This is a genomic window from Chitinophaga sp. 9-1-y (assembly GCF_059511905.2).
On the sequence record NZ_CM197955.1, the window covers coordinates 938,213 to 954,509 of the forward strand.

The window sequence follows — 16,297 nt, forward strand, 5'->3', positions numbered from 1 at the left end:
TTAGCGTAATCAAATCATAAATGAAACCATCAAAAATCAAAGCAGCTATAATAGGAGGTGCCGGTTATACAGGCGGTGAAATGATACGCCTGCTGTTGAATCACCCGGATGTTACTATTTCGTTTGTACATAGTCGTAGTAATGCGGGCAACCCATTATACGCGGTGCATGCAGATTTACTGGGTGAAACAGAACAGCTGTTTACCGGGGAACTGAGCAACGATATTGATGTAATGTTCCTGTGCCTCGGGCATGGAGAATCTAAGAAGTTCCTGGAAGCTACAGATGTAGCGTCGCATGTGAAAGTAATTGACCTGAGCCAGGATTTTCGTTTAGGCGAAACCGTAAAAGACCGCACTTTTGTATATGGCTTACCAGAGATGCAGCGCGACCTGATTAAATCAGCGCAAAACATCGCTAACCCCGGCTGCTTTGCTACTGGTATTCAACTGGGACTGCTGCCACTGGCGAAAGCTGGTTTGCTGAAAGAAGTACATACCACCGGTATCACCGGATCCACCGGCGCAGGACAAAGCCTGCAGGCTACTTCCCACTTCACCTGGAGAGCCAATAACATTTCTACCTATAAAGTGCTGAATCATCAGCACCTTAAGGAAATACGACGAAGCCTTCAGCTGTTGCAGCCGGGCTTCAGTGAAGACGTGAACTTTGTACCGGTACGGGGCGATTTCCCAAGAGGAATCTGGGTGACCTCCTACCTGCAAACCGACTTATCACTCGAAGAAGCTGTGAAGCTGTATAAAGACTTTTATGCCGGTCATCCGTTTACCCATGTCAGCGATAAACAGATAGACCTGAAACAGGTAGTCAACACCAACAAGTGTTTAATTCAACTGGAAAAAACCGGTAATAAACTGGTGATCCATTCCATTGAAGACAACCTGTTGAAAGGCGCCTCCGGTCAGGCAGTGCAGAACATGAACCTGATGTGCGGACTGGATGAAACGGCAGGACTGAAACTGAAGTCCATCGTGTTCTAATTGTTTTTATCATTTTTCAATTATTGGCCAACATGAAATTGTTCGACGTATATCCTCTTAACGATATCATTATAGAAAAAGCCCTCGGCTCCCATGTTTGGGACAACCACGGCACACAATACCTGGATCTTTATGGCGGGCATGCTGTGATCTCTATCGGTCATACGCATCCTCATTATGTAAAACGCCTCACAGATCAGTTGCATAAAGTGGGTTTCTACTCCAACTCTGTAAAGATGCCTTTACAGGAAGAACTGGCTACTTTGCTGGGTAAGGTGTCAGGCAAAGAAGACTACCAGCTGTTTTTATGTAACTCCGGTGCGGAAGCCAATGAAAATGCGCTGAAGCTGGCTTCTTTTTACAATGGTAAAAAGAAAGTAATTGCTTTTAAGAAAGCTTTCCACGGCAGAACTTCACTGGCAGTAGCGGCTACAGATAATCCGAAAATTGTAGCACCGGTGAATGAAACAGATAACATCGTGTTTTTACCATGGGAAGATGAAGCCGCATTGGAGCAGGCTTTCCAGCAGCATGAAGTATCTTCTGTGATCATTGAAGGGATACAGGGTGTAGGTGGCATCAATGTAGCCAGCGAATCTTTCCTCCGGAAAATCCGCACATTGTGTGATACCCATAACGCTGTATTCATTGCAGACGCTGTACAATGTGGTTATGGCAGAAGTGGTAAATTCTACTCTCACGATTTTGCCGGCGTAAATGCCGATATCTATAGCATGGCCAAAGGCATGGGTAATGGTTTCCCGATAGGCGCCATTATCATTGCTCCTAAAATTCAGCCTGCCTATGGTATGCTGGGTACCACTTTCGGTGGTAATCACCTGGCTTGTGCGGCTGCATTGGCAGTACTGGAAACCATCCAGGCCGAAAACCTGATCAGCAATGCCGCTTCTATAGGTAACTATCTCATGGAACAACTGCGGACCTTTGACAAAGTAAAAGAAGTAAGAGGCCGTGGTTTAATGATTGGTATTGAACTGCCGGAAGAGCTGGCACATGTAAGAAAAGAGCTCTTGCATACATATAAGATCTTTACCGGAGAAGCAAAGCCAAATGTGATCAGGCTGTTGCCTTCCCTGGCATTGACTCAGGAACATGCGGATCAGTTCCTCGAAGCATTTGGAAAAGAATTGAAAAAATAAAGATTAACAACCATGATTGGCAGATAGTGTGCCTTTATATCTTTCCACTATCTGTTTAAAGCCTATAAGCGAAATGAAACAATTTATTTCTACAGCAGATGTTCCCAGTGTCCCGCGGTTAGTGGACATTGCGTTGAACTACAAGAAAGATCCTTTCAGGGACCAGGAATTAGGAAAGAATAAAACAGTGGGAATGATATTCCTGAACCCCAGTTTGCGAACACGGTTAAGTACACAGGTAGCTGCTAAAAACCTGGGTATGGAGCCGATCGTTTTTAACATTGATAAGGAAGGCTGGGCGCTGGAAATGAATGATGGTGTAGTCATGAATGGCAACACCACCGAACACGTAAAAGAAGCGGCAGGGGTAATGGGACAATACTTCGATATCCTGGCTATCCGCACTTTTCCGGGTTTAAAGAATAAAGAAGAAGATTATACAGAGAAGTACATTAATCAGTTCATTAAGTATGCCGGTGTGCCGGTAGTAAGCCTCGAAAGCGCTACCCTGCACCCTTTGCAGAGTTTAACGGATGTAATTACCATTAAGGAACACTGGCACGAAGCCCGTAAACCTAAAGTGGTAATGACCTGGGCGCCACACGTGAAAGCATTGCCACAGGCAGTACCTAACTCTTTTGCACAGTGGATGAATGCATGGGGAGAAGTAGACTTTGTGATTACACATCCGGAAGGATATGAACTGGATGAGCAATTTTCCGGTAATGCCACCATCGAATACGATCAGGATAAAGCCCTGAAGGACGCGGACTTTGTGTATGTAAAAAACTGGTCGTCTTACAAAGACTACGGTAAAATTACCTGCTCAGATCCATCCTGGACATTTACCAACGAAAAACTGAAGCTCACCAATTCCGCAAAAGTAATGCACTGCCTGCCGGTTAGAAGGAATGTAGTGATTGCAGATGAAGTGCTGGATGGACCACAATCTATCGTGATCCAGGAAGCCGGTAACCGCGTATGGGCTGCACAGGCTGTTTTGAGTGAAATACTGAAAGGATAATTATGATCGATTTATTTATCATTAAAGTAGGCGGAAACGTTATAGATAACCCGGTATTGCTGCAAACCTTTCTCGAAAAGTTTGCAGCAATACCCGGCAAAAAAATCCTGATACATGGTGGTGGTAAAATCGCTACCCGTATCGGCGATAAGCTGGGGATTGAATCCAAATATGTAGATGGCAGACGTATCACCGACGCGGCTACCATCGACGTAGTAACGATGGTATACGGTGGCCTGGTGAACAAACAGCTGGTAGCCCGGTTGCAGGCCAATGGCTGCAACGCCATCGGCTTAACGGGTGCAGATGCTAATATCATTCCCGCCGTGAAAAGACCGGTAAAAGAAATCGACTACGGTTTTGTAGGCGACGTATATACGGAGAAGTTAAACGTAGCCCCATTACAATCCTTGCTGGAAGCAGGTATTACCCCGGTATTTGCGCCGCTGACACATGATGGCAACGGACAAATCCTGAATACCAATGCAGATACGATTGCCTCTTCATTAGCTATCGCGCTGTCTGCTGCCTACAGCGTTCGACTGATCTACTGCTTTGAGAAAAAAGGCGTATTGCGCGATCCGGCAGATGATGATGCCGTGATTAATTTGATCAACAAAGACATTTACCAGCAATTGCTGGCAGAAAAAATATTGACAGACGGCATATTGCCTAAGCTGCAAAACGCTTTCGGCGCCATTGATAACGGCGTAAAAGAAGTATTGATAGGACATGCAGACGATGTGTTGAGTAATACCACCACCACCGTAGCAGGTACCCTAATATGCTAACCTATGTGGAACGAAAAACTATATGATGTGGCCGTGGCGTTGCTGAAGCAAATGATCGCCACCCCATCGTTAAGCCGCGAAGAAGACGGCACCGCGCAACTGATCAGCGATTTCCTGACGGCCATGGATATTCCGCATGAGCGGCATCTCAACAATATCTGGGCGAAGAATAAACATTACGATCCCTCCAGGCGTAATATACTGCTGAATTCCCACCATGATACCGTAAAACCTAATCCACAATATACCCGCGATCCTTTTAGCCCGGATGTGGAAGATGGTAAGCTGTATGGCCTGGGAAGCAACGATGCCGGAGGTTGCCTGGTGAGTTTGATCGCTACGTTCCTGCATTTTTATCACCGCGATGACCTCAGTTATAATATCATTCTCACCGCTACCGCGGAAGAGGAAATCAGCGGTCCCAATGGCGTGGAAAGTATTTTAGACAAGTTGCCCGCCATTGAATTCGCGATTGTGGGAGAGCCTACTTTAACGCAGCTGGCCATCGCAGAAAAAGGATTGATGGTACTGGACTGCAACAGCGTGGGTAAGGCCGGACATGCTGCCAGGGAAGAAGGAGAGAATGCTTTGTACAAAGCATTGCCTGACCTGAACTGGTTCAAAGACTTCCGTTTCCCGAAAGTATCTGAAACACTGGGACCTGTGAAAATGAGTGTTACCGTGATCAATACCACTAACAAAGCACACAACGTAGTACCGGCCGACTGCTCTTTTGTAGTAGACGTGCGGGCTACCGATCAATATACATTGGAAGAATTGCTGGAAATTATCCGGGCAAATGTATCCTGCGAAGTGAAGCCAAGGTCTATGCGTATGCGGCCTTCCTTTATTCCGATGGATCATCCGTTTGTACTGGCCGGCGTGAGTGTAGGTAAAACCTGCTATGGCTCGCCCACCACATCTGATCAGGCGTTGATTCCTGCTACGTCTGTGAAAATGGGACCTGGTGATTCTGCCCGTTCTCATACTGCAGATGAATATATTCACCTGCATGAAATCAGGGATGGCATCAATAGTTATATTCAGTTACTCGAAATGATACAGTAATATGAACTTTCAACCTGTTTTAGAAAATAAGCGTGTATTGCTGCAGCCGTTGCAGGCGGAACACCTGGACGATCTGTGGAACATTGCATCAGATGCTTCCTTGTGGGCGATACAACTTTATGAGATCAATACGAAGCAGGACCTGGAGCAATATCTTCAAAAAGCATTGAGAGAAAGGACTGCCGGCGAATCGATTCCTTTTGTGATCATTGATAAAAAGGAAAACCGCATTGCCGGGTCTACGCGTTATATGGGGGTATCGTTGCCGAATAAACGCACGGAGATTGGGGCTACCTGGATTGATCCGGCATTGCATGGTTCAGGGCTGAATAAAGCCATGAAATATGCGATGTTGCAGTATGCATTTGAGGGGATGGACCTGAATCGCGTAGAGTTTAAAACAGATGAATTGAATACGCAGTCGCGCAACGCGATCCTGAGCCTGGGTTGTACGCAGGAAGGGATTTTTAGACGGCATATGATTACCAGTAAGGGAAGAGTGCGTAATACGGTTTACTTCAGCATGCTGAAAGAAGAGTGGCCGGAAGTGAAGCAACGTGTTTTTGGCAAATATGATTTTTGAGAGAACGTAAAGCAGTCCATTACTGACCGGTTTTACGTGAAAAAAAATATAGCATTATGAAATTGTGGCAAAAAGATAAAGCCTCTCTGGCAGCAGTAGAACAATTTACTGTTGGAAAAGACAGGGAGATGGATGCCTTCCTGGCGCCATTTGATGTGTTAGGCTCTATGGCGCACATCACCATGCTGCAAAGTATCGGGCTGTTGGAGGCGGAGGAGCTGACTATCCTGAAGGGTGAACTGAAAAATATCTATAAGGAAATACAGGCGGGTGAGTTTAAGTTGGAAGATGGAGTAGAAGATATTCATTCGCAGGTAGAACTGTTGCTGACCCGTCGTTTGGGCGAAGTAGGCAAGAAGATTCACAGCGGCCGTTCCCGTAATGACCAGGTGTTAGTGGACCTGAAGTTGTTCCTTCGTCATGAATTGCAAACGCTGGTAGAAGAAGTATTGGCGCTGTTTCACCTGTTGCAGCAGCAGAGCGAAAAATATAAAGGTCATTTGCTCCCTGGTTATACTCACTTGCAGATTGCCATGCCTTCGTCTTTCGGACTGTGGTTTGGGGCCTATGCAGAGAGCCTGGTGGATGATCTGACCATGTTGCAGGGTGCTTATAAAGTGGTGAATAAAAACCCGCTTGGATCTGCTGCCGGCTATGGTTCTTCGTTCCCCCTTGACCGTGAGTTAACTACTTCGTTACTGGGTTTTGATACGCTGAATTATAACGTGGTATATGCACAGATGGGCCGTGGTAAAACGGAAAAAATAGTATCCTTTGCGCTGGCAGGCATTGCGTCTACCGTTGCGAAAATGGCGATGGATGCATGTTTGTTCATGAATCAGAATTTTGGGTTCATCAGTTTTCCGGATGAACTGACCACTGGTTCCAGCATCATGCCGCATAAAAAGAACCCGGATGTTTGGGAGCTGATTCGCTCGCATGGCAATAAATTACAGGCGTTGCCGAATGAAATTGCGATGATGATCACCAACCTGCCTTCCGGCTACCACCGTGATTTGCAGCTGCTGAAGGAGAATTTATTCCCGGCTTTCCAAACGCTGAAAGACTGCCTCCGTATGAGTCGCCTGATGTTGGAAAATGTCCGTATTAAAGAAAATATACTCGATGACGAGAAGTATCAATATCTTTTCAGTGTGGAAGTAGTGAATAACCTGGTATTGCAGGGGATGCCGTTTCGCGAGGCGTATAAGAAAGTGGGTATGGACATAGAGGCCGGTACTTTTGCGCCGGAAAAAATCGTAGGGCATACGCATGCGGGTAGTATTGGTAATCTTTGTACAGCGCAGATTGCTGCGCAGATGGAAGGGGTAGTGAAAGGTTTTCCTTTTGAATCAGTAGATAAAGCGTTAGAGCAGTTGTTGAATAGCTGATAATGCCGCGGATATATTTTGAAGAAACCGCCTCCGGAAAGAGGCGGTTTTTTTATGCCCGGTTCGGCGTAGGGAGGCGGTGGCTTAAAGTATTCAAGATTAGTGATTTAAAGGATTCAGTAATATTATCTTCCCGGAGTATGAGCTAATATTAGCAATGATAGCGGGATATGGTGGGTTATTCGTTAATTAGATATCGGAGCACTGCAGTAACAGGTGTCATGAAAAGTTGGGAGGCGTGCAACCAGCGCAACATACACGGTGAAAAACGAATCATCTAAATAACATCAACAGTTCGAACAAATGAAAAAGCGATTTCTACAAGCTTGCCTCTCCGGCGCCTTGCTATTATCTGCCGCCACTACCTATGCACAGCAAGATGCCGGTTTGCTGGCAAATGCCAACGAACCGGAAGCAATACGGGATGCCCGGATGCGTTGGTTCCGCGATGCCCACTTTGGTATGTTTGTACACTGGGGCCTCTATAGTGCGGCCGCCGGTGAATGGAATGGGAAAAGCTACGACGGTTGTGTAGAGTGGATACAAAGCGCTGCCAATGTGCCTGCCGCAGAATATGCCGCTAAATTGATGCCGCTCTTCAAACCTAAAAAAGACTTCGCGAGAGAGTGGGCTAAAGCCGCGAAAGACGCCGGTTGCCGTTATGTGGTTTTTACCAGCAGACACCACGAAGGCTTTGCTTTACACGACAGTAAAACCACCACCTTTGATGGCATGGACGTAACCGGCCGCGACCTGTTCCGCGAAATTGTAAATGCGCTGCATGAACAAGGGCTGAGAGTAGGCGTTTATTTTTCATTGCTCGACTGGCACCATCCGGATGCTTATGTAGAGCATGGTTTGCCCGCACCGGGCGGCGCTAAAAACGATGGCCGCGATAACGCGAAGTATGTAGATTACATGTATGAGCAGGCAAAGGAAATATTCTCCAATTACGGCCCTATCGACGTGGTTTGGTGGGATTATAGCTCCAAAGAGATTCAGGGCGAAAAATGGGGCGCTAATAAGCTGGTAGCGATGGTGAAACAGCATCATCCCAATATCATCATGAACAATCGCCTGTATGCTTTTGATCATAACAGCGAATATACCCGCGCCAATGGCGACCTGGTAACGCCTGAGCAGTTTATCCCTGAAACCGGCTTTAAAGGCATGGACTGGGAATCCTGCATGACCATGAATGGTACCTGGGGGTACAGCAAGTTTAACCATAACTGGCATACCAAAGAAGAACTGGTACATAACATGATTGATATCGTATCAAAAGGAGGTAACTACCTGTTGAACGTAGGACCGATGGGAGACGGTACTATACCGGACAAGAGTGTGGAGCTGATGCATAATATCGGCGACTGGATGCGCGTCAATGGTGAATCCATCTATGGTTCCCGGGCCAATACAATTGGTAGGGTAAACTGGGGACGTATCACCACCAAGCCCGGCAAATACTTCCTGCACATTTTCAACTGGCCGGCAGATAACCGTTTGCATGTACCGCTGGCACCAGATGCAGGTGTAACGCCACAGGCTTTCTTCCTGGGGGATGCTGCACATACGCCGCTGAAAATAGACACGGATGAACGCGGATTATTTATCGACGTGAGCAACAAAGCATTTAAAAATAGCGAAGCTACCGTGATAGAGCTGGATGCAACCGGTACGTCTTTGCTCGCCCAGGGCGTTTTTCCTGAAACGGATGGTAGCTATAATTTAGTAGCCGGCGATGCGATACTTACTGATGGTGTAGGTCTTTCAGTTGGAGACCCCGCTGTGTTGTATAACTGGATGAAAGCAGAAGGCACCGCTGCCTGGAATATACAGGTAAAACAACCCGGTAAGTATAAGCTGGTTTTAAGCACCGCTTGTACCGATGCTTCTGCCGGTGCAAAGATTGCGGTGACTGCCGGTAACACCACGCTGACGGGTATCGTGAAAGGGACTAACAACAGTTGGGGCGACTACCAGGACTGGGATTTAGGTACCGTTGTGTTGTCTAAGAAAGGCGTAGGTAAAGTAGTAGTTAAGCCAATTACGAAACCAGGATTAGGCGTAATGAATCTGCGGAATATTCGCCTGGTACCGGTGAATAAATAGCAGAAAGCGTAAAGCAGAAAGCAAAAAGCTATTAAAGCGAATGATAAAAAGCGAGTAAAAAAATACTCATCCGCTCTTATCATTCGCTTTAATAGCTTTTTGCTTTCTGCTTTACGCTTTCTGCTCCGCTACAATCCAATAGTCACTCCTGCAAAGAAGTTAATGCCAGCCATAGGGTAATAGTAAGAATCATATACTACCCGGTTACTGCCCAGGTCGTAATTGCTATAGGTACTGCCGTTCGGTGCATATTTGGTATTGAATATATTATTCAGCATGAACTGTAGTCCTAATTCACGGAATAACGGTTGTGGTACAACGTAGTTAATACGCAGGTTACTCACCAGGTATGGATCAAGGCTACCATCGATGTTGGAAGTATTATCCATATACTGACGGCTTACATATTTGCCCAGTAAGTCGATGTTCAGATTCTTTACTGGTTTCACCGATAATGTTAATCCACCTACGAAAGAGGGAGAGAAGGAAATATTGGTTTTGTTAAACACCTGTATATGTTCAGCTTCTGCGGCATCGTAAGTAACGGCTCGGTAGTCCAATACTTTATTCTGGCTCAGGGCCGCATTAGCAGCCACGCTCACGAGGCTACCCAGTTTTACGGTACCATTTACTTCAACACCCAGGCGGTAGCTTTTAGGGATATTAGTCCGGATATAGGCGCCTACGTTAGTGAGTTTACCAGTTTGTACCAACTGGTTTTTGTAATTCATATAGTAAACATTGCCTTGTATAGCGGCGATGCTATTGTTCCAGGAGTATCCGGCTTCCAGGTCGCGGAGTATTTCCGGCTGGGGGGCATTTACGCCATAGTTGTTTTCAAAGTCGCCGCGATTAGGCTCTTTGTGCGCAATAGCGATAGAGGCAAATACGCGGTTGGTAGCATTGATGTTATAGGAAACACCTGCTTTGGGATTGAAGAAATTATAATTGGCGTGTGCAAAATAATCAGGTGCTGCTTCAAAGCCATCCATGTTGTAGTGGATGTTGCGGTATTGCATGTCGGCAAAGAGGCTTAAAGCGGTAGTGATTTTATATTCTCCTTTCCAGTAGATATTGAAATCATTTTTGGCTGCCGGGTAGCGGTAGTATTCGTGATCTTTTTCGAAGGGAACAGCGGCCCATATTACTTTACCGAAGTGGTCGCCGGTGTACCTGTTCCAACCGCCACCGAGGCTCCAGTTGAATTTTTCGCCGGTGCGGTTAATGGAGAATACGCTGCCATAAAAATAGTTATCTAACCATAATTGATTGATGACATCGGCGGTATCAACCTTTGCACCATTGATGGTGGCGCCGGGAATACCGAAATTGGCGAGCGGTTGAAACCCATTATAATTTTCGTAGTAGCCACGTCCGCGGGTGAGGTGGAAGGCTACGTTGAAATTCAGGTGGGAGTTAATTTCCTGGTTGAGGAATAGCTGGTAGTGATCTTGCTGATAATTATCTGTTTGGTTATCGTAGGGAGTGCCTGGCTTTTCTGTACCGGCGGCGTTGTAGGTCCGGTCTGTATCCAGCATAGCCTTTGGTACGCCGTACCAGGCCTGGTATGTTTTTTCTTTTCCGGAGAAAACATTCAGGCGGATGGCGGTTTTTTTAGAGATGTAGGCGGCGGAGGTATAGAAGGAGCGCAGGTCGGAGGTAGCGCGATCTATGTATCCGTCGGAAGAAATTTTGGAGAGGCGTGCATCAATGGTGAAGTGATCGTTGATGAGTCCGGAGCCGGCTTTCACCGTATGTTTCCAGCTATTGAAAGAGCCGTAACTGTTGCTGATTTCGCCGTATGCTTTTTCATTGAATTCGTTGGTGCTGAGGTTGAGGGTAGCACCAAAAGCAGCCGCGCCATTGGTGGAAGTACCCACGCCGCGTTGCAGTTGAATACTGCTGACAGAAGAAGCAAAGTCGGGCATGTTCACAAAAAAGGTACCCTGTGATTCAGCATCATTTACCGGGATACCATTCACGGTAACGTTGATGCGGGTAATATCGGAGCCACGTACGCGCATGCCGGTGTAGCCGATGCCGGTGCCGGCGTCGGAGTTGGTAACAACACCCGGCTGCTGATCCAGCAAAAGGGGCAAGTCTTGTCCCAGGTTGGATTTCTTAATATCTGCTGCAGAGATGGTGGTGTTTACAAAAGGGGCATTTTTACCTGCACGCAAGCTGCTGATCTCTACCGGCTTTACAAAGAGGGGAGATACTTCCAGGGAAATGTCTGCCTGTTGGGAATGGTTATTACTCAGGATGGTGGTGCTGAAAGATTTAAAGCCAATGAAGCTGGCGGTTAAGGTATAGCTTCCTTTTTTAGGAAGATGAATGCTGTAATGGCCTTTACTGTCGGTGAGTGCGCCTGTTTGATTGATGGCGATAGTGACGCCTTCCAAAGGTTGGCCACTGGTTTTACTGGTAACGGTACCGGTAACCAGGGATTGTGCATGCAAAGTGCCTGCTATAGATAGCAGCACTAATAACATTAGCTGTTTCATGTAAAATATGTCTGTTTTCTGTTAGCTCATTCCTAACCAGCATTACCTGGTCCAGGTTCATTGGGTGTGATCTCAGCCTGAAAGTAAGGCACCCCATGTGGTTCATGCGCCTGTTCCGGATTCTTTGCGGGAACATTTGCAGGAACAAAGGTATAATGGATTGTAATAAAAACCGGGAATTATTTTTTGGAAGAAAGAAAATTGCGTAATTTCCATAGCTACTTCTCTCAATCATCTTTTATAAATTTTTAACCATTTAAATCTTTATTTCTGATGATCAAGCTTCAGTTAATCGGGCATTTGGGCCGCGATGTATTGAAAAAAGAAGTCAACGGGGCAGTTGTTTTTAATTTCCCGGTAGCCGTAAATGAGCGTTTTAAGAATGCACAGGGCGTACTGGAAGAAAGAACCACGTGGGTAGATTGCTCCTTGTGGGACAAATCCAACGTAGCGCCTTATTTAACACAGGGTACCATGGTTTATGTAGAAGGTGCTCCAAAAGTGGAGGCTTATGTAAGCAACAGTACAGGTGTATTATCTGGCGCATTAAGACTGAGGGTTTTTTCGTTGCAGTTACTCAGCCGTAGGGAAGAGGAAAAACGGACTGCAACGTTAACAGAAACCCCGGTTCCGGAGGCCGAACCGGTACAGGAACAGCCCGCTGACGATCTTCCATTCTAAAAGTGTATGAAGCATTCCGATATGAAAGCCAACCTGTTAGGGTTGGCTTTTTATGTTTTTTCTAAAAAATATTTGGTGAGAAGTAAAATAATCCTATCTTTGCACCCTCATTGCGAGGTAGAGCAGAGGTAGCTCGTCGGGCTCATAACCCGAAGGTCAGTGGTTCGAATCCGCTCCTCGCTACAAAAAAAGCGCTAAAGAGCGTCCAAAGATTTAAGAGCCGAAGAAATTCGGCTTTTTTTATTTCTATAAGTTTGAGTTGTGAAAGCAGCGTTTAATTGTCATCATGCACAAAGCAGGTTTTGTAAATATTTTCGGTAAGCCCAATGCGGGGAAAAGTACATTGCTGAACGCCATTATCGGCGAAAAGCTGGCTATTATATCTCCTAAAGTGCAAACTACGCGGCACCGTATTACAGGGGTATTAACAGACCCGGGGTACCAGATTGTATTTTCTGATACGCCTGGTATTATTGATCCCAAGTATAAGCTGCATGAGAAAATGATGGGTGCGGTAAAATCTGCCCTCGAAGATGCCGATGTTGCCCTGCTGATCATGGACGCCAAAGACTCTCTGGAAGAAAACCTGGAGTTATTTGACTCACTGAAATTAAAAGTCCCCGTTATCCTCATCATCAATAAAATGGATAACATCCTCAAAGAGGAGATGGCCGTTTTAATAGAAAGGGCAAAAGCCTGGGGCAAAGCAGCAGCCGTAGTACCCGTGTCTGCTATGCAGAAAAAAGGTATCAAAGAACTACTCACTGAAATAGTAGCACTCTTACCGGAAGCAAATCCATTCTATCCTGATGACACACTAACGGATAAGTCTACACGCTTTTTTGTGGCAGAAATGATCCGCGAAAAAATATTCCAGTTATTCGAAGAAGAAATTCCTTATCACACCACCGTTATTGTAACACAATACCAGGAAAAGGATACCCTCACCAAAATAACCGCGGAAATCATTGTTACCCGCGACACCCAGAAAGGAATTATCCTGGGAGAAAGAGGTAAATCTATCCGTGAATTGGGTACCCTGGCACGCCAGGAAATCGAAAAATTCATTGAAAGAAAAGTATTCCTGGAACTGTTTGTGAAAGTACGTGGTAAATGGCGTGATAACGACACCTTCCTGAAGGAATACGGATATTAATAATGAAAAATTCCTGGGTGTATTATCCAGGTTAGTACGACAAAATATAATTAAAAATGGCAGGATTTACAGTAGCTATAGTGGGACGCCCGAACGTAGGCAAGTCAACGTTGTTTAATCGTTTACTTGAACAACGCAAAGCCATCGTGGATGACCAGAGCGGTGTAACCCGTGATCGACAATATGGTGTTGCCGACTGGAATGGCAAAACCTTTAACGTAATTGATACTGGTGGATTTGTAACCAACAGTGATGATGTATTTGAGCGGGAAATCCGCAAGCAGGCGAAAGTAGCCATGGAAGAGGCTAACCTGATCATCTTTATGTGTGATGTAACTACAGGTATTACCGATCTGGATCAGGATGTTGCCAATATTTTGCGCCGCACTTCCAAACCGGTATACGTAGTGGTAAATAAAGTAGATAACCACCAACGTCAGCTGGAAGCCACCGAGTTTTACAGCCTTGGTTTTGAACATCTTTACTTCCTTTCCTCCATGACCGGTAGCGGTACCGGTGAATTGCTGGATGAAGTAGTGACGCATATTACTCCTGAAATGGGAGATGCTACCCTCGATAATGATCTCCCGAAAATCGCGATCATTGGTCAGCCTAACGTGGGTAAATCGTCCCTGCTGAATGCACTGGTAGGTGTGGAGCGTAATATTGTTTCTGATATTGCCGGTACTACCCGTGATACCATTCACACCCGTTACAATATGTTCCAGAAAGACTTCATGCTGATTGATACTGCAGGTATCAGGCGCAAGAACAAGGTAAATGAAGACCTGGAGTTTTATTCCGTGATACGTGCTATCAAAGCAGTAGATGAATCCGATGTAGTGATGCTGTTGCTGGATGCTGAAAAAGGCGTGACTGCACAGGATCTCAGCATCTTTAGTCTGGCTACCCGTAAAGGTAAGGGCATCGTAGTGCTGGTGAACAAGTGGGATCTGATGGAAAAGGGTACCAACACTGCAAGAGATTATGAAAAAGAACTGAAGAAGCGCCTGGCGCCATTCTCCGATGTTCCTGTCATCTTTACTTCTGTAACAGAGAAACAACGTATTTTCAAAGCGATAGAAACGGCACTGGAAGTATTTGATAACCGTCAGCGCAGAATTCAGACTTCCGTATTAAACGAAATTCTGCTGAAAGCGATTGAAGCGTATCATCCACCAGTAGTAAGGGGTACACCTATCCGCATCAAGTATGTTACGCAGTTGCCTACGCATACACCGGCATTTGCCTTTTTCTGTAACCTGCCGGATGATGTGAAATCACCGTATCGTAACTACCTGGAAAACCAGATCCGTACGAACTTTAATTTCACCGGTGTACCATTGAAAATATTCTTCAGACAAAAATAGACCCTTGCGCTAAAAAAGAGATGGTAGGATTTTGTAATTTATAAAATTTCCATACCTTTGCGCCGGTTTTAAAAAATAAAACAAACACAAAATGAAAAAATTATTCGTATTCGCTGTAGCTGCTGGTATGTTCTTCGTAGCTTGTAATGGTGGTGCTTCTAACGGTACTGATTCTGCTGCAACTACTCCAGTTGACACTATGAACGCTGCTCCAGTAGCTCAACCAGTTGATTCTGCTGCTCACGTTGATTCTGCTGCTATCACTGCTCCAACTCACGTTGATTCAGCTGCTGCAACTCCAGCTAAGTAAGAGATTATTATATCACATAATATATCTTTCTTGCAAGAAATTAAAAAGCCCATCGCTAAGCGGTGGGCTTTTTAATTGAGCTGAAAGCAGAAAGCGTAAAGCAAAAAGCAATTGAAGCGAATGATTAAAGCGTAATTCGCAGTGATCATTCGCTTCAATTGCTTTTTGCTTTCTGCTTTCAGCTTTCTTCCAATATACTCGACAAATTCATCAATTCGTCTTGTTTATAGGCGTCTTTATCGTCCTGGAAACACTTGGCCAGTTCTTCCAGCAGGAATTGTATCAGTCGTTTGTTAGACTGTGGTTTAAAGTAGGAGGGAACGGAGGGTACCTGTACTCTTTTCAGGTAGGTATCCACATCCTGTTGGGTATAGATCTGTCCCTGGATAGGATCTATAAAAAATAAGATCCGGTGGTCATCAGGTTCTATCGGAACGGAAAAATCAACATAGCTATCGAAATAAGCCAGGATGAACTGCCGGGGTATATTTACCGCGTATACGGGCAGGTCCAGCATAGCACAGAGGCTCTGATAGATAATACCATTGGTAATAGGATTCCCTTTTTTGGATTCTATGACCTGGTTAATGAAAAACTGATTTTTACGTTGGTAGGAAACTTCTTCTCCTTTCAGTCCGAAATAATTATAGATCATGCTGTTTAGCACATTGATCTGTTCCAGTGGAGTGAGGTAATTATTGAGCTCCAGCCAGATATTACGTTTGATGCGGTCTATTTCTGTGATGATCTGGGAATCGATCAGGTCAGGGAACTGGTATCTGGCGGCCAGTATGGCGCCCTGCATCAGGTCCTGCATGTCTGAAAGTCCCCATATACGCAATGCTGCCTGCAAATCCTGGTAATGTACCCGATGAATGAGCAGTTCTATCCTTTCCTGGATAGCTTCGTCAATTGTATTCTCCCACAAATTCTCCAGGTTTGGAATAATATCTTTACCGTACAGTAATATTTTACTGGCAACAGTATCAAATACCTCCAGATCAGGATCATCCAACAGGTGGAACAAAGCGTTTATTTCTCTGTTTTCGTTCATACCATTATCTATCATCAGTTGGCAATCATCGAATGATGTGATCCTGTTGGCAAATTAAATAATCAGCATATCATTCACACTGCAGTTATTAT

14 protein-coding genes, 1 tRNA gene and 1 riboswitch are annotated in these 16,297 nt (G+C 45.4%); of the genes, 13 read left to right on the top strand and 2 right to left on the bottom strand.

Annotated features, from left to right (window positions below; genetic code table 11):
- Positions 1 to 20 precede the first annotated feature (20 nt).
- From argC to AC5ZC7_RS03770, 8 genes are all read left to right on the top strand, one after another.
- A complete protein-coding gene (gene argC, locus AC5ZC7_RS03735; RefSeq protein ID WP_496162052.1) occupies positions 21 to 1,001 on the top strand; it encodes an N-acetyl-gamma-glutamyl-phosphate reductase in 981 nt (326 codons plus the stop codon).
- A gap of 32 nt (positions 1,002 to 1,033) precedes the next feature.
- Entirely contained in the window at positions 1,034 to 2,161 is a 1,128-nt protein-coding gene (locus AC5ZC7_RS03740; protein ID WP_496162051.1) for an aminotransferase class III-fold pyridoxal phosphate-dependent enzyme, read from the top strand.
- A 73-nt stretch (positions 2,162 to 2,234) separates the two neighbouring features.
- On the top strand, positions 2,235 to 3,185 hold the full coding sequence (locus AC5ZC7_RS03745; protein ID WP_477074767.1) for an N-acetylornithine carbamoyltransferase: 951 nt from the start codon (positions 2,235 to 2,237) through the stop codon (positions 3,183 to 3,185).
- Between the two features lie 2 nt (positions 3,186 to 3,187).
- Positions 3,188 to 3,976, top strand: a complete 789-nt coding sequence (gene argB / locus AC5ZC7_RS03750; RefSeq protein ID WP_496162050.1) for an acetylglutamate kinase — start codon at positions 3,188 to 3,190, stop codon at positions 3,974 to 3,976.
- A 3-nt stretch (positions 3,977 to 3,979) separates the two neighbouring features.
- The gene (locus AC5ZC7_RS03755) at positions 3,980 to 5,044 is read left to right on the top strand and encodes a M20/M25/M40 family metallo-hydrolase (protein WP_496162049.1); all 1,065 of its coding nucleotides are present in this window, start codon (positions 3,980 to 3,982) and stop codon (positions 5,042 to 5,044) included.
- Between the two features lies 1 nt (position 5,045).
- Positions 5,046 to 5,627: a GNAT family N-acetyltransferase gene (locus tag AC5ZC7_RS03760; protein ID WP_496162048.1), complete on the top strand. Its 582-nt coding sequence runs from the start codon at positions 5,046 to 5,048 to the stop codon at positions 5,625 to 5,627.
- A gap of 56 nt (positions 5,628 to 5,683) precedes the next feature.
- Positions 5,684 to 7,018, top strand: a complete 1,335-nt coding sequence (gene argH / locus AC5ZC7_RS03765; protein ID WP_496162047.1) for an argininosuccinate lyase — start codon at positions 5,684 to 5,686, stop codon at positions 7,016 to 7,018.
- Between the two features lie 303 nt (positions 7,019 to 7,321).
- The gene (locus AC5ZC7_RS03770; RefSeq protein ID WP_496162046.1) at positions 7,322 to 9,130 is read left to right on the top strand and encodes an alpha-L-fucosidase; all 1,809 of its coding nucleotides are present in this window, start codon (positions 7,322 to 7,324) and stop codon (positions 9,128 to 9,130) included.
- A 128-nt stretch (positions 9,131 to 9,258) separates the two neighbouring features.
- Here the strand turns inward: AC5ZC7_RS03770 and AC5ZC7_RS03775 are convergent, their stop codons facing one another.
- Positions 9,259 to 11,634 carry a TonB-dependent receptor domain-containing protein gene (locus AC5ZC7_RS03775; RefSeq protein WP_496162045.1) on the bottom strand — a complete coding sequence of 792 codons (2,376 nt, stop codon included), beginning with the start codon at positions 11,632 to 11,634 and terminating at the stop codon, positions 9,259 to 9,261.
- A gap of 12 nt (positions 11,635 to 11,646) precedes the next feature.
- A riboswitch (TPP riboswitch) is annotated at positions 11,647 to 11,740 on the bottom strand.
- 167 nt (positions 11,741 to 11,907) lie between these two features.
- On the opposite strand from AC5ZC7_RS03775, the gene AC5ZC7_RS03780 reads away from it, so the two are divergent.
- From AC5ZC7_RS03780 to AC5ZC7_RS03800, 5 genes are all read left to right on the top strand, one after another.
- Positions 11,908 to 12,315 carry a single-stranded DNA-binding protein gene (locus AC5ZC7_RS03780; RefSeq protein WP_496162044.1) on the top strand — a complete coding sequence of 136 codons (408 nt, stop codon included), beginning with the start codon at positions 11,908 to 11,910 and terminating at the stop codon, positions 12,313 to 12,315.
- A 111-nt stretch (positions 12,316 to 12,426) separates the two neighbouring features.
- Positions 12,427 to 12,498 (top strand) — tRNA-Met (locus AC5ZC7_RS03785).
- Positions 12,499 to 12,601: 103 nt separating this feature from the next.
- Positions 12,602 to 13,471, top strand: coding sequence for a GTPase Era (era, locus tag AC5ZC7_RS03790; RefSeq protein ID WP_496162043.1), 870 nt, complete (start codon positions 12,602 to 12,604; stop codon positions 13,469 to 13,471).
- Positions 13,472 to 13,527: 56 nt separating this feature from the next.
- On the top strand, positions 13,528 to 14,841 hold the full coding sequence (gene der, locus AC5ZC7_RS03795; protein ID WP_496162042.1) for a ribosome biogenesis GTPase Der: 1,314 nt from the start codon (positions 13,528 to 13,530) through the stop codon (positions 14,839 to 14,841).
- Positions 14,842 to 14,932: 91 nt separating this feature from the next.
- A complete protein-coding gene (locus AC5ZC7_RS03800; RefSeq protein WP_496162041.1) occupies positions 14,933 to 15,151 on the top strand; it encodes a hypothetical protein in 219 nt (72 codons plus the stop codon).
- Between the two features lie 178 nt (positions 15,152 to 15,329).
- Here AC5ZC7_RS03800 and AC5ZC7_RS03805 read toward each other — a convergent pair whose 3' ends face one another.
- Complete coding sequence (locus AC5ZC7_RS03805; protein WP_496162040.1) at positions 15,330 to 16,205, bottom strand: transglutaminase family protein; 876 nt, start codon at positions 16,203 to 16,205, stop codon at positions 15,330 to 15,332.
- Between the last annotated feature and the right edge of the window lie 92 nt (positions 16,206 to 16,297).

Excerpts from the sequence above, each read along its gene's own strand:
- AC5ZC7_RS03770 (WP_496162046.1), top strand. The coding sequence starts at position 7,322 with ATGAAAAAGCGATTTCTACAAGCTTGCCTCTCCGGCGCCTTGCTATTA.
- argH (WP_496162047.1), top strand. The coding sequence starts at position 5,684 with ATGAAATTGTGGCAAAAAGATAAAGCCTCTCTGGCAGCAGTAGAACAA.
- era (WP_496162043.1), top strand. The coding sequence starts at position 12,602 with ATGCACAAAGCAGGTTTTGTAAATATTTTCGGTAAGCCCAATGCGGGG.
- AC5ZC7_RS03775 (WP_496162045.1), bottom strand. The coding sequence starts at position 11,634 with ATGAAACAGCTAATGTTATTAGTGCTGCTATCTATAGCAGGCACTTTG.
- AC5ZC7_RS03800 (WP_496162041.1), top strand. The coding sequence starts at position 14,933 with ATGAAAAAATTATTCGTATTCGCTGTAGCTGCTGGTATGTTCTTCGTA.
- AC5ZC7_RS03740 (WP_496162051.1), top strand. The coding sequence starts at position 1,034 with ATGAAATTGTTCGACGTATATCCTCTTAACGATATCATTATAGAAAAA.
- argB (WP_496162050.1), top strand. The coding sequence starts at position 3,188 with ATGATCGATTTATTTATCATTAAAGTAGGCGGAAACGTTATAGATAAC.
- AC5ZC7_RS03760 (WP_496162048.1), top strand. The coding sequence starts at position 5,046 with ATGAACTTTCAACCTGTTTTAGAAAATAAGCGTGTATTGCTGCAGCCG.
- AC5ZC7_RS03780 (WP_496162044.1), top strand. The coding sequence starts at position 11,908 with ATGATCAAGCTTCAGTTAATCGGGCATTTGGGCCGCGATGTATTGAAA.
- AC5ZC7_RS03805 (WP_496162040.1), bottom strand. The coding sequence starts at position 16,205 with ATGAACGAAAACAGAGAAATAAACGCTTTGTTCCACCTGTTGGATGAT.
- AC5ZC7_RS03745 (WP_477074767.1), top strand. The coding sequence starts at position 2,235 with ATGAAACAATTTATTTCTACAGCAGATGTTCCCAGTGTCCCGCGGTTA.
- der (WP_496162042.1), top strand. The coding sequence starts at position 13,528 with ATGGCAGGATTTACAGTAGCTATAGTGGGACGCCCGAACGTAGGCAAG.
- AC5ZC7_RS03755 (WP_496162049.1), top strand. The coding sequence starts at position 3,980 with ATGTGGAACGAAAAACTATATGATGTGGCCGTGGCGTTGCTGAAGCAA.
- argC (WP_496162052.1), top strand. The coding sequence starts at position 21 with ATGAAACCATCAAAAATCAAAGCAGCTATAATAGGAGGTGCCGGTTAT.